The 23,597-nt window shown below is 65.2% G+C and carries 20 protein-coding genes; 14 read left to right on the top strand and 6 right to left on the bottom strand.

Features of this window, described 5'->3' with window-relative positions; translation table 11 throughout:
- Positions 1–98 precede the first annotated feature (98 nt).
- The 6 genes from EV687_RS09490 to EV687_RS09515 all read left to right on the top strand — a co-directional run bounded on the left by EV687_RS09490 (position 99) and on the right by EV687_RS09515 (position 6,910).
- The gene (locus tag EV687_RS09490; protein ID WP_122230432.1) at positions 99–605 is read left to right on the top strand and encodes a GspH/FimT family pseudopilin; all 507 of its coding nucleotides are present in this window, start codon (positions 99–101) and stop codon (positions 603–605) included.
- Between the two features lie 8 nt (positions 606–613).
- The gene (gene pilV, locus EV687_RS09495; RefSeq protein ID WP_162846639.1) at positions 614–1,219 is read left to right on the top strand and encodes a type IV pilus modification protein PilV; all 606 of its coding nucleotides are present in this window, start codon (positions 614–616) and stop codon (positions 1,217–1,219) included.
- 12 nt (positions 1,220–1,231) lie between these two features.
- Complete coding sequence (locus EV687_RS09500) at positions 1,232–1,993, top strand: PilW family protein (protein WP_122230428.1); 762 nt, start codon at positions 1,232–1,234, stop codon at positions 1,991–1,993.
- A gap of 11 nt (positions 1,994–2,004) precedes the next feature.
- Entirely contained in the window at positions 2,005–2,874 is an 870-nt protein-coding gene (locus EV687_RS09505) for a pilus assembly PilX family protein (RefSeq protein WP_242612563.1), read from the top strand.
- Between the two features lie 48 nt (positions 2,875–2,922).
- Positions 2,923–6,393: a PilC/PilY family type IV pilus protein gene (locus EV687_RS09510; RefSeq protein WP_122230424.1), complete on the top strand. Its 3,471-nt coding sequence runs from the start codon at positions 2,923–2,925 to the stop codon at positions 6,391–6,393.
- Positions 6,394–6,469: 76 nt separating this feature from the next.
- On the top strand, positions 6,470–6,910 hold the full coding sequence (locus EV687_RS09515; RefSeq protein ID WP_122230422.1) for a type IV pilin protein: 441 nt from the start codon (positions 6,470–6,472) through the stop codon (positions 6,908–6,910).
- A gap of 45 nt (positions 6,911–6,955) precedes the next feature.
- Here EV687_RS09515 and EV687_RS09520 read toward each other — a convergent pair whose 3' ends face one another.
- Positions 6,956–7,516, bottom strand: coding sequence for a GspH/FimT family pseudopilin (locus EV687_RS09520; protein WP_165392819.1), 561 nt, complete (start codon positions 7,514–7,516; stop codon positions 6,956–6,958).
- A 211-nt stretch (positions 7,517–7,727) separates the two neighbouring features.
- Here EV687_RS09520 and EV687_RS09525 point away from each other — a divergent pair, with 211 nt between their 5' ends.
- Positions 7,728–8,810 carry a homocysteine S-methyltransferase family protein gene (locus tag EV687_RS09525; RefSeq protein WP_122230418.1) on the top strand — a complete coding sequence of 361 codons (1,083 nt, stop codon included), beginning with the start codon at positions 7,728–7,730 and terminating at the stop codon, positions 8,808–8,810.
- A 22-nt stretch (positions 8,811–8,832) separates the two neighbouring features.
- Here EV687_RS09525 and EV687_RS09530 read toward each other — a convergent pair whose 3' ends face one another.
- From EV687_RS09530 to yihA, 4 genes are all read right to left on the bottom strand, one after another.
- Entirely contained in the window at positions 8,833–9,885 is a 1,053-nt protein-coding gene (locus tag EV687_RS09530; protein WP_130466483.1) for an FHA domain-containing protein, read from the bottom strand.
- A complete protein-coding gene (locus EV687_RS09535) occupies positions 9,873–11,285 on the bottom strand; it encodes a S1 family peptidase (protein ID WP_242612565.1) in 1,413 nt (470 codons plus the stop codon). The genes EV687_RS09530 and EV687_RS09535 overlap by 13 nt, the downstream gene beginning before the upstream one ends.
- A gap of 48 nt (positions 11,286–11,333) precedes the next feature.
- Positions 11,334–12,443 carry a hypothetical protein gene (locus EV687_RS09540; protein ID WP_207226420.1) on the bottom strand — a complete coding sequence of 370 codons (1,110 nt, stop codon included), beginning with the start codon at positions 12,441–12,443 and terminating at the stop codon, positions 11,334–11,336.
- 85 nt (positions 12,444–12,528) lie between these two features.
- Positions 12,529–13,239, bottom strand: coding sequence for a ribosome biogenesis GTP-binding protein YihA/YsxC (gene yihA / locus EV687_RS09545; RefSeq protein ID WP_122230414.1), 711 nt, complete (start codon positions 13,237–13,239; stop codon positions 12,529–12,531).
- Positions 13,240–13,416: 177 nt separating this feature from the next.
- Between yihA and EV687_RS09550 the strand changes: the two genes are divergently transcribed.
- From EV687_RS09550 to EV687_RS09580, 7 genes are all read left to right on the top strand, one after another.
- On the top strand, positions 13,417–14,040 hold the full coding sequence (locus EV687_RS09550; protein WP_122230412.1) for a c-type cytochrome: 624 nt from the start codon (positions 13,417–13,419) through the stop codon (positions 14,038–14,040).
- Positions 14,041–14,267: 227 nt separating this feature from the next.
- Complete coding sequence (locus EV687_RS09555) at positions 14,268–16,460, top strand: cytochrome c biogenesis protein ResB (protein ID WP_423201076.1); 2,193 nt, start codon at positions 14,268–14,270, stop codon at positions 16,458–16,460.
- Positions 16,461–16,522: 62 nt separating this feature from the next.
- Positions 16,523–17,860, top strand: a complete 1,338-nt coding sequence (ccsB, locus tag EV687_RS09560; RefSeq protein WP_122230408.1) for a c-type cytochrome biogenesis protein CcsB — start codon at positions 16,523–16,525, stop codon at positions 17,858–17,860.
- Positions 17,861–18,018: 158 nt separating this feature from the next.
- The gene (locus EV687_RS09565; RefSeq protein WP_122230406.1) at positions 18,019–18,672 is read left to right on the top strand and encodes a BON domain-containing protein; all 654 of its coding nucleotides are present in this window, start codon (positions 18,019–18,021) and stop codon (positions 18,670–18,672) included.
- Between the two features lie 123 nt (positions 18,673–18,795).
- On the top strand, positions 18,796–19,803 hold the full coding sequence (locus EV687_RS09570; RefSeq protein WP_122230404.1) for a Bug family tripartite tricarboxylate transporter substrate binding protein: 1,008 nt from the start codon (positions 18,796–18,798) through the stop codon (positions 19,801–19,803).
- Positions 19,804–19,852: 49 nt separating this feature from the next.
- The gene (locus tag EV687_RS09575; protein ID WP_122230402.1) at positions 19,853–21,391 is read left to right on the top strand and encodes an NAD(P)-binding domain-containing protein; all 1,539 of its coding nucleotides are present in this window, start codon (positions 19,853–19,855) and stop codon (positions 21,389–21,391) included.
- A complete protein-coding gene (locus EV687_RS09580) occupies positions 21,388–22,611 on the top strand; it encodes a peroxidase-related enzyme (protein WP_122230400.1) in 1,224 nt (407 codons plus the stop codon). The genes EV687_RS09575 and EV687_RS09580 overlap by 4 nt, the downstream gene beginning before the upstream one ends.
- On the opposite strand, the gene EV687_RS09585 is transcribed toward EV687_RS09580, so the two are convergent.
- The gene (locus EV687_RS09585) at positions 22,596–23,558 is read right to left on the bottom strand and encodes a LysR family transcriptional regulator (protein ID WP_122230613.1); all 963 of its coding nucleotides are present in this window, start codon (positions 23,556–23,558) and stop codon (positions 22,596–22,598) included. The two genes, EV687_RS09580 and EV687_RS09585, sit on opposite strands and share 16 nt — an antisense overlap.
- Positions 23,559–23,597: the final 39 nt, after the last annotated feature.

Here is a 23,597-nt window from a genome sequence, read left to right on the forward strand (position 1 = left end):
CACACAATGGGCCACGCTTTGCATCGTCTGGCGGACCGATGGCACCGTTCATCGCGCATTGGATGCATTGATTGCACTAGGTTGCAAGAATTTACTTCATGCAAAACCGCACCTCATCTCGCCCCATGCTGCCTGCACACGCACCGCCACGCACTCCCAGCCATCGGCCGATAGGCGGTTTCACCCTCATCGAAGTGCTGGTCACCGTTGCCATTCTTGGCATCCTGGCCGGCTTGGCAGCACCTTCCTTCAAGGCCCTGATTGAGCGCTATCAGGTGCGGACTGCGCGGGAAGACCTCGTCGCATCCATTTATCTGGCCCGCTCAGAAGCCATCAGGCGCGGTGGCGATGTCACCCTGGAAGCCTGCGATGACGATGCGGATTGCGCCTGGGAAATCGCCGCGGGAGGAAACAGCATCCAGCAAAGCCAGAAACTCCACGCCATCTCCGTCACCATTCCGGACGATGTGGTGTTCGACCGCTGGGGTCTAGCCAGCAGTTGCCATGTCTTCAAGATCGAGCACGACAGGAACAACACCATTGAACAGGAGTTCCACATCATCCGTACTGGCACGCTCGGTGACGGGGCTTGCCCAACAACATGAGGACCGCCATGAAACAGCCTTCTCATCGGCCCCATGCCGGCCACGCAGCGCCGGCTACACAGCACGGCCTGACGCTGATCGAGTCACTGGTGGCCATCATCATCCTCGGCCTTGGCGTGCTGGCTCTGCTGGGCGTGCAGCTCTCGACACTGGCCGAAACCCAGAACAGCACCCGCCGCGCCCACGCCATCCGCATCATGGAAGACCTCTCCGAGCGCATCAAAAGCAATCCGGGAGGCTTCGCGCAGCTGGGCAGCTATGTGCTGACCGACTGGGTGGAGGACGAAGACGACCTGCCCACGGCAACCACCTCCTGCGCAGCAGCCAACAGCAGTGCTCGCCCCTGCAGCGCCAGCCAACTGGCCGCTTGGGACCTGCGCGACTGGGCCGAGGCCGCGCGGCTCTCGCTGCCCGCCGGCACGCAACTGCGCACCTTCCTCTCCAGCACCGAAAGCGATGCCAGCAACCGGCGCCAGCTCGGCATCATGATCGGCTGGCCGTTGCTGGAGCGCACCGGCGAGGCCACCTCCGACCTCGACCGCGCGAACGTCAAGGCCAGCGACATCGCCTGCCCGGATGGCCTGTTGTGCCATGTGATCTACGTCCAACCCTGAACCGTGCACCCCATGCGCAACATGCAAACACACCGCACCATCAGCCCGTTCAGCATGCAACGGCAGCAAGGCTTCACCCTTCTGGAGCTGATCGTCGGCATGGTCATCGGACTGCTCATCATCGCCGCTGCGCTGGGTACGCTGATGCTCACTCGCAGCACCTCCGCCACTACCAGCGACCTGACGCAACTGCAGCAACAGGCCGCTTACGCACTGCGCGTCATCGGGCTGCAAATCCGGCAAGGCGGGGCCTATGAGCCAGTTGAATCCGGCAATACCTCCGAGGCCATCACCTTCGCCGACTACGCCAATGTCAGCATTCTCGTCAACAACGACACCGACGACCGCCTGACGATCCTGACGCAGACGCCCAATGCCGAGTTCCTGCGCCGCGACTGCCTGGGCAATGACGTCAGTACCAGCGAGTTGACCAGCATCTTCGACCTCAACAACGGCAGCCTGCGCTGCGGCAATAGCGCTGACACGCTCCAGCCCGTCATCGGCGGCGTGACCGACTTTCAAGTGCGCTACCGCAACTACAGCGTCAACGCAGCTGGCCAGTACAGCTTCGGCATCAGCGACACACCAGCGACCACCACCGACACCACCGGCGTGGCCGCCATCGAGATCTGCCTTGAACTGGAAGGCGCCGAACGCATGCCGGAGTCACAGGCCACCTACACCAATTGCGAAGGCGAGGACGACGCCGAAATGGGCGACCGCATTCGCCGTGTCTTCCGCAATGTCTACAGCCTGCGCGTGCGCGGTGCCTGAGGAACAGAGCGATGCATACCACTGAACCCACACCCACCCCGAAGGCCCCCCAGGCTATGGCCCGGCAGTATCGCGCTCTGCGGTACCCACAGCGCGGCATTGCTCTTTTCATCGTCATGGTGCTGGTGCTGCTGACCTCCCTGCTGGTGTTGTGGGCCACCCGCAGCGCCCTGCTCAATGAAATGGTCACCGGCAACGATGCCGACTACCAGCGCGCCTTCGAGGCCGCCCAGGCCATGCTGCGCGACGCCGAACTCGACATCATGGGCGTACGCGCCAATGGCACCACCACCATTCCACGCTGCGGGGAAACCGGCGCCAGCGCCAGCTGCCGCCCCGCCGCACTGCCTGCGAACATCGTCGTCACCGGTAATGCCCCCACGCTGTACTTCCCATCCAGCTACAGCCTGGACGACGACGATGGCGGCGACCTGGTCGTGCTCGAAGGCCTGATGCCCAGGTTCAAAGAGTTCCCCAATGGCGGATGCCTTGCTGCCATCTGTACCGGTGGTGTCACACGCATCGACAACCCTGGCGGCACCGAGAACACCTTCTGGGCAAACGCAGACCTTCTCGAGGAAATGAAGGCCAGTGCAGCGTCCTACGGCCAGTACACCGGCGCCCAGATCGGCGATGAGGACAAAAACGGCGCGAACCCGCTCCTTCGCGACAGCGCCTGGTACTGGGTCGAGCCGCTGCTCTACGAAGCCAGCCTCTCCGCCGATGCCGCCAGCCGTTTCGCACCACGCGGCGGCGGCACGGGCAATACCACCGGCATCGTCTACCGCATCACCGCCTATGCCGAGGGCCGCAAACCCGGCACCCGGATCGTGCTGCAGAACATCTTCGTCAAGCAGGCCGTGGCACCGGCCGACTCCTGAACACTCGAAACCCATTTTTCATGCGCCTGACCCCAGAGGGAATCCAAAATGAAAAACCATCCAACAGCCACATTTGCCCGGACCATCATCGGCATGGCGATCATCGCCGCCTGGATGCCAAACGCCTGGGCCGATGATCTGAATTTCAGCTATGCCCCGGCATCGAATACGCACAAGCCACCTGCGCCGAACGTGATCATTTCGGTAGATGATTCGGGGAGTATGGCTACCAAAGATTCTGGCAGCAGCAAAACGAGAATGCAGGTTTTGAAAGATGCGCTGAACGAGACATTCACCGCAGACAATGTGCCTAATGATGCCATACGCATTGGCTGGATGAGCATGAATGCCAAAACGACCTCAGGCAGAACAACCACCTATCCCGGCACGGAACCCACCATCAAGATTCTTGACTCAACGGTTCGGACGGAGTTTTTCAATTGGATCACGGGACTGACTCCAGAAGGAGGAACACCCGCGCACCGCATGCTATACCGCGCTGGTGAATACCTGAAAAACAATACGGCCGCCTGGGCCTCATATCCGAGTGGGAGTGTTCCAGCAGGGAAAAACCAGCAATATCTCGGATGCCGCCGTTCATACAATGTATTCCTGACGGACGGCTCATGGAACTTTCCAGACATGGCAGATGGCACCAATCTGACCACATATGGCCCAAGCTGGCTGAGACAAGTGGCAAGCCTTGCGAATTTGACTGATATTGGAAATGCCGATGGAAAAGAAAACCAGATTTTTCCAGATGGGACTGCGTATGATCCCTCTTCCGATCAAACAAAAATATACAGCGACAAGTATGGTGCTGTTTCTGCCACCGTTTCATACAACGGCGCGGTCACTGCACTTACGGACTGGTCAGCCACACGAATCAGCAAGCCGTCCAGTGCCAGTAACTATGAAAATCAGAGCGATAGTTATGGCCCTCTCTACTCCTGCCAAGAGGAAAACAATGGGAGAAGCGGCACCAGGCGGCAATACAGATGGACTTGCATCGCCCGTGGGGCCCCAACAGCATTCAGCAGCTATCCGACCCTGTCGGACTTGGCATTCTATTATTGGGCTACAGACCTTCAGCCCCAAATTGCTGCTGCCAACGGGGGTGAATATACCCTTGACCCCCAAATCAGGCACAGCGGGGTGGAAAACATTGGCGGGTCTGGCAAAACGCTCGCTTTGCAAGAGTATTGGAACCCAAAGAACAACCCGGCAACCTGGCCTCATATGACCATGTTTACCGTCGGTTTCGGGCCAGGCGCCCAAATCGACAAGCCCGATTTTGGTTCGGACACTTGGACAGGCGGCGATTATCAAAACCTACTGCTGGGCAATTCCACGACTGCGGACGACAAAAAATGGGGGGATCCTGAGCTTTCCGTGAGTACCAGCGGAGGTCACGATGGAGTGGGTCGGCGGGCCGAATTGTGGCATGCCGCCATCAACAGCCGCGGCACCTTCGTTCCCGTCACGCAAGCTGACCAACTGGTCACGGCATTCAAGACCATCCTGAACCAGATCATCTCAGACAACACCAAACCGATGACCTCGGTCACGCTGACGGCCAACACGCTGCGGCTGGATTCGAACATGTACGTCAGCAGCTACGACCCGGCCAACTGGACGGGCACCGTAACGGCCTACGCCGTCGATGCCGGCACCGGTGCCGTCAACAATGCATCGGTGTGGAGCAGTGCGGCAAAGATGGATGCAAGTACGAACTTCCACAGTTCCCGCAAGGTCTTCTCGCACAATGGCAGCCAAGGTATCGAGTTCAAATGGAACAGTCTCAGCCAGGCCCAGAAGAACACGCTGAAGGGTGGCAGCAACGCCAGCGACACCGTTGGACAAGACCGGTTGAACTACCTGCGGGGCCAGAATGTCAGCAGCCTGCGTCAGCGCAACTCGATCCATGGCGACATCGTCAATTCGAGGATCTGGTACTACAACGGCGATGCCGCCTATCTGAAGAAGCAGAACAAGACAACGGTTGCCGCCGAGCAGCGCAAGATGCTTTATGTGGGTGCCAACGACGGCATGCTGCACGGCTTCAACCCCAATACCGGCGCCGAGGTGCTGGCCTACGTGCCGCGCGGGCTCTATGACAAGCTGCCGGCACTGACCACGACCGACTACGTGCACCAGTACTACGTCGATGGCTCGCCGTTCGTCGCTGAAGTCGACACCACGCCCTCGGCGGCCGCCAAGGACAAGGTCTGGAAGGACTATCTCGTCGGCACCCTGGGAGCAGGCGGCAAGGGCTACTTCATCCTGGACGTAACCGACCCGGCATCGTTCGCCCCTGGCAACGTCAAACTGGACGTGACCGACACGGCGGATGCGGACATCGGCTACATCTTCAGCGAGCCCGTGGCCGAGCAGGCCAGCGCCACCCGCGCCACGCAGTTGACCCGCCTCAATGATGGCCGCTGGGCTTTCGTGACTGGCAATGGATACAACAGCACCAACCAGAATTCGGTCCTGCTGATCCAGTATCTGGATGGCACACTGATGAAGCTGACCGCAACACCCGCCAGCAAAACCGCCGGCAATGGCCTTTCGGCACCGCGGCTGATCGATCTCACGGGCGATGGCGTTCCGGACGTGGCCTACGCCGGCGACCTGAGCGGCAATCTCTGGAAGTTCAACCTGAGCTGCGCGGCAGACAAAATGGGCGGCGAGAGCTGCGCCGGTGATTTTGGCGTGTCCCTGGGCGGCCAGCCACTCTTCACCACCAAGGACAACCAGCCCATCACGACGGCACCGGCCTTCATCCAACACAGCAGCGCGCCCGGCCTGATGCTGACCTTCGGCACGGGTCAGAACCTGACCAACGAGGATCGCACCACAACCTACCAGCAGACCTTGTACGGCATCCATGACCGCGCCAAATGGAAAGCGGTTTCCGGTGGTGCCCTGCAATGGCAGGAATGGCAGGAGAGCGATGCCGAGTACCAGTACCAGACCAGCACCTACCCCATTGCGCTGAGTGAGCTGCAGGCCATGACATTGACGGCCAACCAAGCGGCAACGGCCTGGACGGTCACGGGTGACGTGGACTATGTCAACCGCACCACGGTGAATGATGACGGGGAGTCGGTCGAAATACCGGGCACCTTCAAGAAAGGCTGGTACCTCGATCTTCCTGTCACCAAGTCCCGGGTGCTGCGCGACATCGAATGGATTCAGGGCAACTGGTTCCGGGTCCGGTTCACTGTGCCGGCGGAAGGCGGCGCGGGCGGCACGACCGATCTGGAAGAAACCTGCGAGCCGGTGTACAGCAGCAAGGAGGACTATGTCGGCATCTTCAGCGCGATATCAGGGCGCTCACTCAACCTCAACGACGAGGGCGGCTTCCGCGAAGACCCATCCCAGGGCCTGTCGATTTATGTCAGTGATGGCGAAGGAGGCCAGAAGCCCGTCACACCACCGGACATTCCAAAGGATGAGGACTTCCCAAGCACCGGCTCGACCGGTCTGACGCCAACCTGGCGGCAGATTCAATAACCAAGAGACGGGCCCATGCACTGCCCAAAACGGAGGTGCATGGGCCTGTTGGGCCGCAGCCCTGAAAAAGAAAACCATGACCATCCCACCCAAATCCGTCCGCACGCATGCCCATGGCTTCACATTGATCGAAGTCATGATCGTCGTGGCCATCATCGGCATCCTGGCCGCCATTGCCATTCCCAATTACCAGGAATATGTACGCAAGAGCCGCCGTGCTGAAGCCCGCGCCGCTCTGATGAAAGCCGCCCAATGGCTGGAACAGGGCATGACGGCCACAGGCTCATACTCCGCCACGGCCGATTTCCCCGCGCCGCTCAAATCCGTCGAATCAGAGGGCTATGCCATCTCCTACGTGCAGCAAAATGCGGGCAGAAGCTACACCCTGACAGCCACGCGTCAGAATGCCCAGGCAACGGACAAGTGCGGCAACCTGACCTTGACCAATGCAGGTGTCAAAGGCATTGCCAACAAGCCTTCCGGTTCGACTGCCACGACCACCGAATGCTGGAGCTGACCAAGGCGCCAGCCGTCCATACCTCGGGAATCCCATTCAGGCCCATCATGCACAAGGCGGCGCCTGCCCTTTGACAACGCGTAACCGGCCACCGGCACTCATACACAGCAGCATCGCATTGGCATGGTGGGGCGGCTGCGCCTGAGCATCCTGCCGGGGCCAGACCAGAAAATTGAATGTTCCCAGCCCTGCGACGTGGCCCCATTGGTTGAAGGCCTTGACATTGGTGGCCGGGCCCCGTGTGATCACCACGTCGGCTTGCAAACCAACCTCATGCAACAGCACCTCGTCAGCATCGAGAATCGAGTTGCCGTTGGCATCGACAAACAACTGCCAGCCACACTCCCACCGCCCCGCGACCAACGCGCCCGGGCAACCCGGCAAGGCTGTTTTGCGCATCACGACACGGCCGCTTCGCTTGATGGCCTCCGAACGCGCCAGATAGAGCGAGGAAGACAAGGCCTCTGCGGCCACCCGCACCCGATAGCGCTTGATGATCTCCTGAAAGAGCGGCGCCGCCAACCCCAGCAAGATCGACAGGATGGCAAGCACCACCATGCATTCGATCAAGGTCACGCCCCGCTGCATTGACATGTCACGCAGCATGTTGTCATGCCGCCGTGTCGGGAATACCCCATGCAAGCCTGTCATACGCTGTCCCTCGACATCACGATTCACATGCGACACAGTGCCTCACCGGCGCCGGGGCATCTCCAGGACTCCTGCGCAGAATCCTATCCTCCCCTCACGCTGCAAAGCTCGTGCGCAAATGGTACGGCCAAGGCCATCGAGCTGTCCAGAACATACAATCGGCGCCATGCCGCAACCCCGCTACACCCGCGCCCAGGCGCTGCCCGACATCCTCCAGCGCCGCATCGCCATCCTTGATGGCGCGATGGGTACCATGATCCAGCGCTTCAAGCTCAGCGAGGCGCAGTACCGTGGCGCGGGTTACGCCGGTGCCGATGCCGCCGGGGCGCGTTTTGCCGACTTTCCCCGTGACGTCAAGGGCAACAACGAGCTGCTCTCGATCACGCGCCCGGATGTGATCAGCAGCATCCATGAAGGCTACCTCGCCGCCGGTGCCGATCTGGTCGAGACCAACACCTTCGGCGCCACCACAGTGGCGCAGGAAGACTATGGCATGGCCGAGCTGGCCACCGAGATGAACCTGAAGTCGGCCCGGCTGGCACGTGCGGCCTGCGACAAATTCAGCACGCCCGAGCAGCCCCGCTTCGTGGCCGGCGCGTTAGGCCCGACGCCCAAGACCGCCAGTATCAGCCCGGATGTCAACGACCCCGGCGCACGCAACGTCGATTTCGAGACGCTGCGCCAGGCCTACCTTGAGCAGACGCTGGCACTGATCGAAGGGGGCTCGGACGTGATCCTGGTCGAGACGATTTTCGACACGCTCAACGCCAAGGCCGCGTTGTTCGCGGTGGAAGAGGCCTTCGACCAGACTGGCGAGTGCCTGCCCATCATCATCAGCGGCACCGTAACCGATGCCTCCGGGCGCATTCTCTCGGGCCAGACGGTCACCGCCTTCTGGCACAGCGTGCGGCATGTGCAGCCGCTGGCGGTGGGCCTGAACTGCGCGCTGGGCGCGGCGTTGATGCGCCCCTACATCCAGGAGCTGGCGCAGGCCGCGCGCGACACCTTCATCAGCTGCTACCCGAATGCGGGCCTGCCCAATCCGATGAGCGAGACGGGCTTCGACGAGACCCCGGAAGTCACCAGCCGCCTGGTGCACGAATTCGCCATCGAGGGTCTGGTCAACATCGTCGGAGGCTGCTGCGGCACCACGCCCGACCACATCGCCGCCATCGCCAGTGCCGTCGCCCCGGAGCGCGCCCGCGGCCTGGCCGGTCCAGGGCGGTTTGGCGCCTACCGGCAGGCGTGAGCGGCAGGCTCAGCTGCGCTGCTCATTCGCCGTCATCGTCCCATTCTTCGTCCTCATCCTCGGGGAAATCCGCCGCTTCCGCCTGCCGCAGGCGTTGCTGCAGCACGGGCTGCAAGCCCTGGGTCTCATTGACGAACTGATCGATGCCAACCGGTTCGACCATGCGCAGCCATGGCGGCCCCAGCGTGCCGCCATAGAGCGGCTCCCACCACTGGCCGCTGTCGTGGTGGCGCAGCCCCAGCATGGCGGCCAGCAGGCCCAGGGTGAGCACGCCGATGGCGGCGGCCGTCAGGCGCCATTGGCGCCCCGCCGACAGCACCAGCCGCAAATGGGCACAGACGGCGCCAGCCAGCAGCAGCCAGCCCACATCGGGACGGATCTTGTAGAGCCAGGGCTGCGACCACGCAAACGACAGGCCAGCCAATGCATAGTCGAACAACAGCATCAGCACCAGGGCCCAGGCGGCAACGCCCACATGGCGCCAGTACTGCATGCGGTGACGGAAGATTTTGCTGGCCACCGCCCATACCAGTGCCCAGACGCCGATGCCCAGAACCAGTGGCAGCAATTGCCGCAACGCGCGCCCCAAAAAGGGCTGGGCATCGCTGTCCAGATACGTCTCCAGCACCGCCGTGCCCAACAGCAGCAGCAGCGCCAGCACCACGCCGGCGAGCGCTCGCGCCGAAGGTGGCTGCAGCCGCAGCTCCATCGCCACCGGAGCCGCTGCCAAACGCAGGCGCAGCCGCGTGGCACCAGCCGTCCATTCCGTGCCACTGTCCAGCGGCACGGTGCTGCCGGCGCCGTGGTGGCGCCGGCCCAGCCACACGCCATTGATGGTCTGGCTGGCCACCTGCATCTCGATGCGCGGCGAGGCGGGCGATTCCTCCTGGCCGGCGCCATCGCCCACCACAGGGGTGGCTCCCAGTTGGAAGTGCCGGGCAGCAACGTGCGGGTCATCGAGCACCAGATCGTTGTCAAGGCCGCGCCCTACGGTCACCGGCCAGCCGTGAATGCCATGCACCAGGCGCGCGCGGCCATCGCGGTCGAGCACCTCCAGAACGGCTAGCCTTTCCATGCGAAGCCCTCCAGGAAGTGGTGCATCAGGCGCATGGCGTTGTCATAGCTGACGGCGCTGACGCTGAAGACGCTTTGCACGCCTTGCTCGGGCTGGTTGACCGAAGCCACCAGCAGCCGCAGATCGTAAAGCCCTTCGAGTTTCTTGTAGGCATCCAGGCAGGCCACCACGCGCATCGTCAGCCCCGCCTGTTCCACGAAGCGCTCATGGCACTGGCGCGGCGTCTCGCCGCGCTGGCCAAAGCGCCACGAACTGAAGATCTGCCCTTCGAAGCGTTCGGAATACTGCTGCGCGAAGCGCCAGGGGCCGATCAGGCGGCCGTCGAACCAGCGGTGCTGCATGCGGATGCCGCCGAGCCGGTTGCGCTCGCTGATGAAGATCTGCGTGTCCATGCTGCAGTCCGAACGCCGCACGCGCATGCCCTTGTCTTCGTCGGACGTCGAGCGGCCCCAGCAACGCATGAAGATCTCCTGCGGCACCGGCACGGCATAGCCCTGATCTGGCGACGGCAGCCAGGGCTGCGCCATGAAACGTTCGGTCAGGGCCTGCTGGTGTTCCATCAACTGGCGGGTGATCTCCGGGTACACATCCTCGCCAACCGGTTCGGCTTCGGCGTGCTGCGCCAGCAACTGCCGGGCAAACTCGGCCGGCACCAGGAAGCTGATTTGTTCGCCATCGCGCCGCGTGGCCACGTTGACGCCGATGACCTGCCCGGCCTCGTCCAGCGCCGGTCCGCCGCTCATGCCGCCGCTGAGCGAGCCACCAAAGAAAATGTTGGGGTAGAAAGAGCGCTCGACCAGGCCGTTGTAATGGCCTTCCATCACCGCGAAGCCCACGTCGAGCGGATTGCCCAGCGAGAAGATGCGCTCGCCGCGCGCCAGGGGCCGCTCGGCGCCGCGCATCACCAGTGGTGCCACCTCGGCCAGTCCGCCATCGCCCACGCGCACCAGCGCCAGGTCATGCACCACGTCGAAGGCGATCAGCTCCAGAGGCCCCTCCTGCCCGCTGGCGGTGGTGTAGACCAGCCGGTAGCGCTGCGGCTGCAGCGCCACGGTGCTGACCACGTGGTAATTGGTGAGCAGCAGGCCGCGCGCATCGACCAGAAAGCCCGAGCCGACGGTGGCCTGGCTGCTGTCGCCCTGCAGGAGGGTGCGCACTTGCACCAGTTGCTCGCGGGCCCCGGCATAGATGCGCTGGGCCGAGACCGATGGCGTGGGCGCGCCGCCGGCCTCCGTGCCCGTTCCCGCGGCGGGCATCGGCAGCGCAGGTGCCGCCGCAACCGCGGGGGAACGCGGCCCGTCCCGCCCTGGAAGCACCGGTTGCGCCATCACCATACCAGTCAGGCCGGCCAGCATCACGGCCAGCATGCGGCAGCGACAACGCATCAAGGATTCGATCATGCGGCGATTGTAGGGGCGCGCCGCCAACGCTTCTGGAGGAGCCGGTTCTCAAAAATGCATTTCGAGGCCGAAATCGACCGCCCAGGCATCGCGACGGTTGTCCTCGACCTTGTCCCGGGGCCAGAAATGTCCCACCGTCAGCTTGCCGAACAGCCAGTCCTTGTAGAGCGGCTGGCGCCAGGCCGAGCGGATGCCGTAGTTGGAGACATCCACCGAGCCGGTGCGTCCCTGCACCAGCGCCTCCACCGAGGCCGTGCGCAGGCCGGTGTAGTCCTTGAAGAAGCCGACGCTGCTCTGCCACTCGAAGCCATCGCTGCGCCGGGTGACGGTGCCGACGTTGGCCCAGCGCAACACCAGCGTGGGCGAGAGAGCATGTTCATAGTCGAGCGCGGTGGTGGAGCCGAAGCTGTCATCCACCGACCAGAACAGGCTCTCGCGAAAATACACCGCATCACGTGGCGAGAGCATCCACTGGGTGCGGTAACGCGCCTGGGCGTAGAGATTGAAGCCGCCGCGCACGCCCAGGCGCAGATCGATGTCATCCTTGAGGGCATAGCCCAGCCCGGCAAAGAAGGACTGGTCGCCGCTGCGGCTCTCCCGCAGCAGCAGTTGCTCGCGGCGAAACGCTTCGGGCTGGTCGATGATTTCCTCGCGCTCATTGTCCTGGCCAACGAAGGCATAGGCGCTGCGTCGGAGGTTGGGCAGACCCGCACGCAGGCGAAAGCGCGCATTGGCCTTGGTGCCCTGGCCTTCTTCCCACAGGGTGTTGACACGCACATAGCCCGAGACCTTGCCGCGCTGGTCGAAGGGTTCGTCGCCAAACCAGCTGTCGACGGTACTCACCAGGGCATGGGAGCCGCGATACGTCCATGCTCGCACCGATTCGAGCACCGGAATATCGCCATCGGCATCGCCCTGCGGGCCGCTCACTGCGACGGGCACCGCCCCGTTCTGCGCCTCGTTCGTCGCTGCGCTCCGTGCGCCGCTCATGTCGCTCATGTCGCTCAGCCCGTTATGCTGCGCCTGTGCGGCGCCGGGCAACACCCAGGACAGGGCCGCCAGCAGCCCGATGCAGACGACGGCCCAACGCCGCGGCCTCGAAGCCAGGAACAGCGGCGCGCTTGGTGCGCCAGATGGCGGATTTGGCAAGTCTCGCATCGTGGTCTGTCTCCCATTGCGAATCGCCTGCGGGCATATTCTGACCATGGCATGGCAGCCCGCCCGGAGCGTCACAGGCCGATTGTCATGGCCCGGGTGCCGGCGTGCTGTCGGACAAGGCAGCATCCGCATGCCATTCCTGTACCCACTGGCGCAGTTGCAGCGCGGCCTCGGCCACACCGGTCTTCTTCAGGCCGGAGAACATCTGCACGCTGCCACCACCGGCGTTGAGGCGCATCACCGACAGCGCCTTCTGCTGCTGCGAGCGGTTGAGTTTGTCCGCCTTGGTCAGCAGGATCAAAAAACGCAGGCCCTGCTCCACGCGCGGGCGAATGATCTCCAGCAAGGCCTCGTCGAGTTCCGTCAGGCCCAGGCGCGCATCGCACAGCAGCGTGATGCCCAGCAGGTTGCCACGGCTGACCAGGTAGTTGGCCATCACGCGCTGCCAGCGCAGCTTGTCCTGCCGCGGCACCGCAGCGTAGCCATAGCCGGGCAGGTCGGCCAGTACGGCATCGGCCGCGCTCTTGGGGCCGAGCTCGAACAGGTTGATGTGCTGCGTGCGACCCGGCGTCTTGGATGCATAGGCGAGCTGGCGCTGCTGTGTCAGGGTGTTGATGCAGGTGGACTTGCCGGCATTGGATCGGCCCACGAAGGCGATCTCGGGCACCTCCAGCGTCGGCAGCTGGTGCAGCTGCGCCGCCGTGGTCAGGAAACGCGCGGTGTGCATCCAGCCAAGCGCCTGGCGGCCCAGCTCGGCCTGCGACGCCTGCGGCTTGTCGGAATCAGGGGAATTCATGCCGAAGAGTATGCACTGCAATTGAGCAATCGCAAGGACTCGTTAGATAGAATGCCGCGAAAATAAACAAGGTGTATCAGCCTGCTTCACGCGTCCATTACTGCGCTGTATCCGTGCATTGCGCGGACGCTGTGGCAGGCTGTCACCCCATGAACAAGTAGATCGCCAAGGCCCCGTATGAAATTGCTTGCCACCCTGTTTTCCCTGGCTGCGCTGCTGGCAGCGCCGCTGGTCAGCGCACAGACACCCGCCGAAACCGCCGCGCCGAACCTGGCCAAGGGCGCCGAAGGCTTTGCCGGCGTCTGCGCGGCCTGCCACAACGCCGACGGCAATTCGACCATTCCGATGTATTCGAAGCTGGCCGGCCAGCATCCCGAGTACCTGCTCAAGCAATTGCACGAGTTCAAGAGCGGCAAGCGCGTCGATCCGGTGATGCAGGGCATGGCCTCCATCCTGAGCGACGAGGACATGCGCGACATCGCGTGGTGGCTCGCCAGCCAGACCAGCACACCCGGCTTCGCCGCCGAGAAGGACTTGGTCACCGAAGGCGAGCGCATCTACCGCGGCGGCATTGCCGACCGCAACATTGCCGCCTGCGCAGGCTGCCACAGCCCCAATGGCGCCGGCATTCCCTCGCAATACCCCCGCCTGGCCGGCCAGCATGCCGAATACACCTCCAAGCAGCTGAGCGCCTTCCGTGACGGCACGCGCGACAACAGCATCCCGATGCACCAGGTGGCCGCCAAGATGAATGACCGCGAGATCCGCGCCGTCTCAGACTACATCGCGGGGCTGCGCTGAAGCACGAACCCCTGCATCGGTCACGGCATCTGACCATATCCGTATGCGCGAGCGGCAGTACACGCCTGTCGCAACACCGGTACACTGCGCAGTCGGCACCGCCGGGCACCCAGCCATTCGATTCAGTCCCGCTCCAGTTCCCATGATCGGCCGGCCCGGGCACCGGCAGGCCTCCTTCTGATGGCGCGAAACCCCACCGCGCCGCCCCTCCCGCCTCCGCTTCTGCCATGACCTCGGCCCCCGCACCCGCCCCGCATCCCGCACCTGCCGCGCATGGTCACATGCACGCCTTCTGGCGCGGCAGCTACGAACTGCTGTCGTCGATGCGCTTTGCCATCGCGCTGCTGACGGTGATCTGCATCGCCTCGGTGGTGGGCACGGTGATGCGCCAGCACGAGCCGCTGGTCAACTACGTCAACGCTTTCGGACCGTTCTGGGCGGAGTTGTTCCTGACGCTGCAGCTCAATGCGGTCTACAGCGCCTGGTGGTTCGTGCTGATCCTGGCCTTCCTCGTCATCAGCACCAGCCTGTGCATTGCGCGCAACACCCCGAAATACCTGGCGGAGATGCGCCGCTACAAGGAAAACATCCGCATCGGCAGCTTCCGCGCCATGCCCTTCAGGGCCGAGGCGCGGCTGGCCGGCGCCCCTGGCGACCTGGCCCGGCAACTGGGGCAGGCGCTGGTGCAGGGTGGCTGGAAGGTGCGCCTGCAGGAGCGCGGCGGCCGCGCGCAGGAGAGCGGCTGGATGGTGGCCGCCAAGGCCGGTTCAGCCAACAAGATCGGCTACATCGCCACGCATGGCGCCATCGTCATGATCTGCCTGGGCGGCCTGGTCGATGGCGACCTGTGGCTGCGCATGCAGACCTGGCTGGGCAACAAGGAGCCCTACCACGGCACCGGCATGCTCGCCGACGTGCCGGCCAAGCACCGGCTCGGCATGGACAACCCCTCCTACCGCGGCAATGTCATGGTCGGCGAGGGCACGCGCTCGGGCACAGCACTGCTCAATGTCTCCAACGGCATCCTGCTGCAGGAGCTGCCCTTCGTCATCGAACTCAAGAAATTCGACGTGGAGTACTACTCCACCGGCATGCCGCGCCTGTTCGCCAGCGACGTGATCATCTACGACCGCGCCACTGGTGCCGCCAGCGAGCACCGCATCGAGGTCAACCACCCGCTGCGCGTGCATGGCGTGGACATCTTCCAGTCCAGCTTCGACGATGGCGGCTCGCGCGTGCGTCTGCGCCCCGTCGGCCTGACGCGGCCGCTGCAGGCCGAGCCCGTCGACGGCGTGATCGGCGAGCAGGCCGAGGTCGGCACGGCCCAGGGCCTGCCCGAGCAGACCCTGGAGTTTGCAGAGCTGCGCGTGCTCAACGTCGAGAACCTCAGCGAGGCCGCGCGCGGGGCGCCGGGTCAGGGCGTCGATGTGCGCAAGGTCGACCTGCGCAGCAGCATCGACGCGCGCCTGGGTGCCGGCAACAAGAGCACCCGCACGCAGGACCTGCGCAACGTCGGCCCCAGCATCACCTACCGGCTGCGAGATGCCTCCGGCCAGGCCATCGAGTTCCACAACTACATGCTGCCCATGGACCTGGGCGACGGCGTGCCGGTCTTCCTGCTGGGCGTGCGCGAATCGCTGGTCGAGGCCTTCAGCTATCTGCGCGTGCCGCAGGACCAGGAAGGCGGCATGCAAAGCTTCCTGGGCATGCTGCAGGCGCTGCACAACCCGCAGCAGCGCGTCCGCGCCGTCGACCGCTATGTGAACCAGGCCGTCGATGACGACCGCCCCGACCTGCAGGAGCAGTTGCGCCTGTCGGCGCAGCGCACCCTGGACCTGTTTGCCGGCGCCAGTGCCAGCGCCTCGGGTGCCCAGCCGGCCGGCAGCGAGGCCGGGCTGATCGCCGTTTCGCGCTTCATGGAGCAGAACGTGCCTGCCGGCGAACTCGAACGCGCCAGTGAGGTGCTGCTGCGCATCCTCAACGGCGTGCTGTTCGAGCTGCTGCAGACGAGCCGCGCAGACGCGGACCTGCCCGCCCTCGATCCGGCGGACCCGGCCACCCAGGAATTCATGCGCGTGGCGGTGTTCTCGCTCAGCGACGCCTTCTTCTATCCGGAGCCGGTGGTCTTCACACTGCAGGACTTTGACCAAGTGCAGGCCAGTGTCTTTCAGGTCACCAAGGCACCCGGCCGCTATATTGTTTACTTGGGCTGCCTGTTCCTGATGGTGGGCGTTTTCGTCATGCTCTACGTGCGCGAGCGCCGCCTGTGGATCTGGCTGCAGGCTGCTGCCGGCGCGACGGACGGCGAGGCCAGCCAGGCGAGCATGGCCATGTCCTCCAACCGCAAGACGCTCGAGTCGCAGCGGGAATTCGACCAGTTGCGCGAGCGGCTGCTGCCGGACCCCACACCCAAGGCCTGAACGCCGGAAAAAACCATACACAGCGAGCCCGCAGCACCCGCACTGCCTTGTTGGATCACACCATGAGCACCACGATTGAACACAGCTACACGCTCGACCCCGGCTACTTCGCGCGGCGCAACTGGCGCGACTGGGCCTTTGCGCTGCTGGCCTGCGCCGGCGGCCTGTTCGCGCTGCAGCGCTATGGCGGCTTCATGGATGGTTACGAGAAAGCCATCCTGGTGGGCAGCATCCCGGCACTGGTCTGGCTGGGCTGGTTCTGGCGGCCGCTGCAGGCGCTGATGGTGGCCGTCGCCGCCCTGTCGCTGCTGGCCATCGGCCTTTATCAGGATGGTGGCCAGGCCGATCTGGCGCGCTCCGAATCGGTCTTCCTGCTCAAGTACTTCCTCTCGAGCCAATCGGCCATCCTGTGGATGTGCATGCTGTTCTTCATGAGCACGCTGTTCTACTGGATCGGCCTGCTCAGCCGCCAGCATGGCGCGGCCATGTCGCTGCTGGGCTCGCGCCTGGCCTGGGTGGCCAGCACGCTGGCACTGGTGGGCACGATGGTGCGCTGGTACGAAAGCTACCTGCTCGGCCCGGACATCGGCCACATTCCAGTGAGCAACCTCTACGAAGTGTTCGTGCTGTTCTGCTGGATGACCGCCGTCTTCTACCTCTACTACGAAGCCCAGTACCGCACCCGCAATCTGGGAGCCTTCGTGATGCTGGTGGTCAGCGCCGCCGTCGGCTTCCTGCTCTGGTACACACTGGTGCGCGAAGCCCACGTCATCCAGCCGCTGGTGCCAGCGCTGCAGAGCTGGTGGATGAAGCTGCACGTGCCGGCCAATTTCATCGGCTACGGCACCTTCGCCATCGCCGCCATGGTGGCCTTTGCATGGCTGATCAAGCACTACGCCAGCGAGGGCCGCTGGTGGAAGCTGGCGCCGCTGTGGCTGCTGGGCGTGGTGCTGTGCTTCGAGCCAGTGGTGTTCCGCGGCGCCGGCAGCGCCAGTGGCGGCGGCTACTGGATGGTCTACTTCGGCATATCGGCACTGGTGGTGGCAGCCATCCTCGCGCTGCGCCGCCCGATCGCCGCTCGCCTGCCGGACTTCGAGGTGCTCGACGATGTGATGTACAAGGCCATCGCCGTCGGCTTTGCCTTCTTCACCATCGCCACCGTGCTGGGGGCTCTCTGGGCTGCGGAGGCCTGGGGCGGCTACTGGAGCTGGGACCCCAAGGAGACCTGGGCGCTGATCGTCTGGCTGAACTACGCGGCCTGGCTGCACATGCGCCTCATCAAGGGGCTGCGCGGCGCGGCATCGGCCTGGTGGGCGCTGGTCGGGCTGGTGGTCACCACCTTCGCTTTCCTGGGCGTCAACATGTTCCTCTCCGGCCTGCACAGCTACGGCGAACTGTAAGAGCCTGCTCGCGATCTTTTCGAGGACCACGTGGCCCCGTCAGGGACGGCGTAACAGACGGCGGACAAACGGCTAACAAACGGCGGCCTTCCGGCCCGCCGCAACGCGGGCGCTTATGGTATGTTTGCAGGGTTTCCAACCCCTGCCCTGCGCCACCTATGCTGCCCACATCCTCCAAGACGTTCACTGTTGCCCTCTGCATCAGCCTGGCCTCTGCCATCCTGACCACCGGGTGCGCGCCCATGATCATCGGCGGCGCGGTGGTGGCCGGCTCGGTGGCCGTCGATCGCCGCACGGCCGGCGCGCAGGTCGATGACCAGGCCATCGAGATCAAGGTCCGCACGGCGCTCAACGAACACATCGCCGAGGGCTCGCACGTCAACATCAACAGCTACAACCGCCAGGTCCTGCTGACCGGCGAAGTGGCCACCGAAGCCGACCGCCAGAAGGCCGCCGAGCAAACCAGGCAGGTGGAAAACGTGCGCAACGTCTACAACGAACTGCAGGTCATGCCCAGCACCGGCTATTCGCAGCGCTCCAGCGACACCTACATCACCGGCAAGGTGCGCACCCGCATCATCAATACCGAGAACCTGCCAAGCAAGTCACTGAAGATCACCACCGAGCGTGGCGTGGTCTACCTGCAAGGGCTGGTGACACCGCGCGAGGCCGAACTGGCGACCGAGGTGGCGCGCACCACCGATGGCGTGGCCCGCGTGGTGCGCCTGTTCGAATACATCTCGGAGACCGAGCTGGCACAGTCGCAGGCCGACCGCGAAGCACGCACACCGACCGAACCGATCGCGCCCTGATCCGCTGCAGCGGCCATGACGTGCCAAGGCCTTGGCCTTGGCACGTCATATGTAAATTACCCCTGCTCATAACAAACGGCGGACAATGGGCCACTTCCCGTCACAAGTCCCTGCTCCGCCGCCATGCAAACCCTGGTCCGTCTCGCACGCGCGCTCGCTGCCACCACCGCTCTGGCCGCTGCAGCCCTGCCCATCACCCCTGCCGCCGCACAGGACGCGGCCTGGCCCACCAAGCCGATCAGCCTGATCATGGGCTTTCCAGCCGGCTCCGGCGTGGATGTGGTCGCCCGTGTCTTCCAGGAGCCGCTGGGCGAGAAGCTCGGCCAGCCGCTGATCATCGACTACAAGTCCGGTGCCGCCGGCAACATCGCCAGTGAATACGTGGCGCGCGCCAGGCCCGATGGCTACACGCTGCTCTTTGGCACGGCAGCCACGCACGGCAGCAATGCCGCTCTGTACAAGAACCTGCCATTCGACGTGGAAGCCGACTTCGTGCCGGTGGCGCCGGTGCTGGACGTCTCCAACGTGCTGACCATCAACCCGGAGGTCATCGACGCCGCGACGCTGGCCGACTTCGTGCGCCTCGTGCGCGAGAACCCGGGCAAATACGCCTTCGCCTCCACCGGCAATGGCGCCGGCACGCACATGGCCTTTGCCGAATTCAACGCACGCCTGGGCCTGGACATGCTGCACGTGCCTTACAAGGGCGGCCCGGAAGCCATCACATCGGTGCTGCGCGGCGAGACCTGCTGCATCATGAACCAGGTGCAAACCGTGCTGCCGCACTACAAGTCGGGCAAGGTGCGCCTGCTGGGCGTGACCACCGCCAAGCCGGTGGCGGCCGTGCCGGAGGTGCCCACCATCGCCTCCAGCGGCGTGCCCGGCACGGAAGGCTTCGACAGCTCGATCTGGTTTGGCATCTTCGCCCCCAAGGGCACGGATGCGGCCATCGTCGAAAAGATCAACGCCGCCGTGCAGGAGGTGCTGCAACGCCCGGACATCCGCGAACGCTATGAAAGCCAGGGCAATGCGATACGGCTCGAATCCCCCGAGCAGTTCCGCCAGACCGTGCACAACGACCGCCTGAAATGGCAGCAGGTCGTCGAGGACGCCCACATCCGCCTCGAATGAGGCCGCCACCGGTGGCCTAGAATCGTCGCTTTGCCCGCAAGCGAACAACATGCCTGAAGAGACCCCCGTCGGGCTGGCCGATCTGGAGCGCCGACTGGCCCATGACCTGGCCTGCCTGAACTGGCCGGCCGGCCAGTGGCTGCCCGAACGCCGCCACGACGGCCAGCCGCTTGAGCCGGTCGTCATCATCGGCGCCGGCCAGGCCGGCCTGGCGCTGGCCTTCGGGCTGCGCCAGGCCGGCATCGACCCATTGCTGCTCGATCGTGCCCCGGCCGGCTCCGAAGGCCCCTGGGCCACCACCGCGCGCATGGAGACGCTGCGCTCGCCCAAGGAGCTGACCGGCCCGGCCATGGGCGTGCCCAATCTCACCTTCCGGGCCTGGTTCGAGGCGCAGTTCGGCGCAACCGGCTGGGCCCGACTCGACAAAATCCCCCGGCTGCAGTGGATGGACTACCTGCGCTGGTACCGCCAGGTCACCCGGCCGCGTGTACGCAACGAGACAGCGGTCACCCGCATCCTGCCGCACGCCGATCACGTCGAACTGCGGCTTGCATCCGCCGCGGGCACGGCTGGCACCACTGGTGCCACTGGTGCCACCACCTTGCTGGCGCGCCACGTCATTCTCGCTACCGGTCGTGACGGCCTGGGCGGGCCGGCCATTCCGGCCTTCATGCGGGGGGTGGACCGCCGCCTCTGGGCGCACTCTTCCGATCCCTTCGACTATCGCAGCCTGCGCGGCAGACACGTGGGCGTGATCGGCGCCGGCTCCTCGGCCATGGACAGTGCCGGCACCGCGCTGGAGGAGGGGGCGGCCAGCGTGGACCTGCTGATCCGCCGCGCCGAGATCCCGCGCATCAACAAATCCAAGGGCTCGGGCGTGCCCGGCCTCACGCACGGCCACGCCGACCTGCCCGATGCATGGAAGTGGCGCATCCGCCACTACATCAACCGCCAGCAGGTGCCGCCGCCGCACGGCAGCACACTGCGCGTCTCGCGCCATGCCAATGCCTTCTTCCATACCGGCTGTGCGATCGAACGGGTCACCGCCACCGGCGATGCCGCCGCGCCGCTGCTGGTCGACACCACGCAGGGCCGCTTTCACTTCGACTTCCTGTTCGTGGCCACCGGCTTCGTGCCCGACTGGTCGCAACGGCCCGAGTTCGCCGCGTTCGCGTCGCAGGTGAAGCTCTGGCCACAGCGCTACCAGCTGCCGGAGGCGGCCGATGATGCCGAGCTCAACGGCATGCCCGATCTCGGCCCCGCTTTCGAGTTCCAGGAGGCGCAGCCCGGCGCCTGCCCGGGCCTCTGGCGCCTGCATGCCTTCTGCTACCCGGCCGCGCTCTCCTTCGGCACCATCTCGGGCGACATCCCCGCCATCAGCGATGGCGCCCGGCTGCTGGCCACGCGGCTGGCCTCGGCGTTCTACCGCGAAGACCTCGAATACCATTGGGAAAAGCTGCAAGCCTATGCCGAGCCCGAGCTCGACGGCAGCGAATGGACGCGCGCCAATACGCCCACGCGAATCCAGGCCCTGCGCGAGGCCCATGCGCCGGCCGCTCCCCAGACCCTGCCCGACTACAAGCAATGACGCCCGACGCCCCTTCCTCGTCCACATCCGCCACGCTGCTCGAACAGCTGGCATCCATTGCCCCAGAGACAGCCGCCGCGCAGGTGCTCCGGCAACGCCAGAAAGTGGTGTCCGGTGTGCAGAACTGCTTCGAACTGTTCTTTCCCGCCAGCACCAGCACCAGCGCCAGCCCCGGTGCCGACGCCGACCTGACGCCGGCCGAACGCCTCTTCGCGGCCACACTGGTGGCCCGGCAAGCCGATAGCCCCGCGCTGGCAGCCCACTACAGCCAGGGCCTGCAGGCACTGGCCACAGCCGGCGCTGCGGATGCGCGGCAGGTACTGCAGGCACTGGATGCGCCGCGGGCCGCCTCCGCCCGCCTGCAGGCCATCGCCCGGTTCACGCAAAGCGTCGCGGCCGACCCGGCCGCCGCCGCACAGCAGGCGCCAGAGCAACTGGCCGCCCTGCGGCAGGCCGGCCTGGATGCGCCGGCCATCGTGCTGCTGGCGCAGCTGATCGGCTTCGTCAGCTTCCAGCTGCGCCTGCTGGCGGGCTGGCAGGCCTGGCGGCAGCTCGCCGAGCACGCCAGCGCAGCCACCCAGGCATTGCCCGAGACCGACGCCGGCTTCGTCCATCCGGCACGGCTGCCGCCACCGGGCAGCGTGCTGCGCATCCACGGCTTCACCAACGAGACGCTGGACTGGCACGCCTGGCTGCCGGTGCTCGATGTGGCGCAGGCCAGCGCCGAGCAGAACGCCATCCTCGATGCCAGCCACCCCAAGGCGCGCAGCTCGGATTTCTACCTGCTGCTGGCATTGCAACCGGCCATCCTGGGTGAACGCTCGAGCGTCTTCAACACCATCATGTATGCGCCAGGCGGCTTGCCGCGTGCCGAGCGGGAACTGGCCACGGCCGTGGTCTCGCGCATCAACCGCTGCGTTTACTGCCTCTCGGTGCATGCGCAGCGCTTCGAGCAACTGGCCAAACGCAATGACGTGGTCGCGCAATTGTTTGCCGATCCGCACAGCACCGGCACCAATGCACGCGAGCGTGCCGTCGCGCAGCTGGCGGCGGCACTGACCGAGGCGCCCGCCAAGGTTCGCGCCGAGACGCTGGCGCCACTGCAGGCCGCTGGCGCCACGCCGCTGGAAGTGCTCGATGCCATCAACGCCAGCGCGCTGTTCGCCTGGGCCAACCGGCTGATGCTCAACCTGGGCGAAGCCGTTCAGCCCGCCTCCTGATCGCACCGTTGTGCCTGGCCCTGGCCAACAGGCGGGGCGGCCTCCAGCCGGGCCTGCAACTGCGCGCAGCATTGCGCCAGCCAGCGGTGCAGTTGCTGCATCGCCGGGGTGAGCACGCTGCGATCGGCGCACACCAGGTGCAGCGGTGCGGGCTGGCCCCACTGCGGCGGGAACAGCTCGACCAGCCGCCCGGCCAACAGGTCGGCCGCCACGTCCAGGCGGGACTTGTAGAGCAGCCCGTGGCCGGCCACGGCCCAACGCCGCACCACGTCGGCATCGTCGCTGATGCGGTCGCCCCGCACGGCCGCCGTCTGCATGCCGCCGGGCAGGTGGAACGGCCAGCGCTCGAAGAGTTGCTCGCCCATCACGAAGCGCAGGCAATTGTGGTGCGCCAGATCCTGCGGCCTGCGCGGCGCGCCATGCCGCGCCAGATAGGCCGGGGCAGCGCACAACGTGCGCCGGTTGTGCGGCGCCAGCGGCAAGGCCACCAGACTCGAATCGGCCAGCGCACCCGAGCGGATGCCGGCATCGAGCGGGGCGCGAAAGAAATCCGCCAACTGGTCGCTGATGCGCACCTGCAGCGTGAGCAGCGGATGCTGTGCCTGGAACGCATCGAGCCACGGCAGCAGCACGTTGCGCCCCAGATCGGAGGGCACCGACAGCCGCAGCGGCCCGGCCACCGCCGCCTGTGCTTCAGCCAGCGCCAGCGCACCGTCACCCAGCGCAGCCAACATCGCACGGGCGTGGGGCAGGTAGCGCTGGCCGTCATCGCTCAGACGCAGGCTGCGCGTCGAGCGCAGGAACAGCCGCACGCCCAGCGCCCGCTCCAGCCGCTGCACGGCGGCGCTGGCCCGTGCCGGGCTGGTGCCTTGCTGGCGGGCTGCGGCGGAAAAGCTCCCGGCATCGGCGGCCAGCACGAAGACCTGCAGGTCATCGAGGCGCGGCATCTTCGGAAAATCCATGAAAGTGTTTCCAGATCGACGTGG

The organism is Corticibacter populi (assembly GCF_004217315.1).
GTDB lineage: Bacteria > Pseudomonadota > Gammaproteobacteria > Burkholderiales > Burkholderiaceae_C > Lampropedia > Lampropedia populi.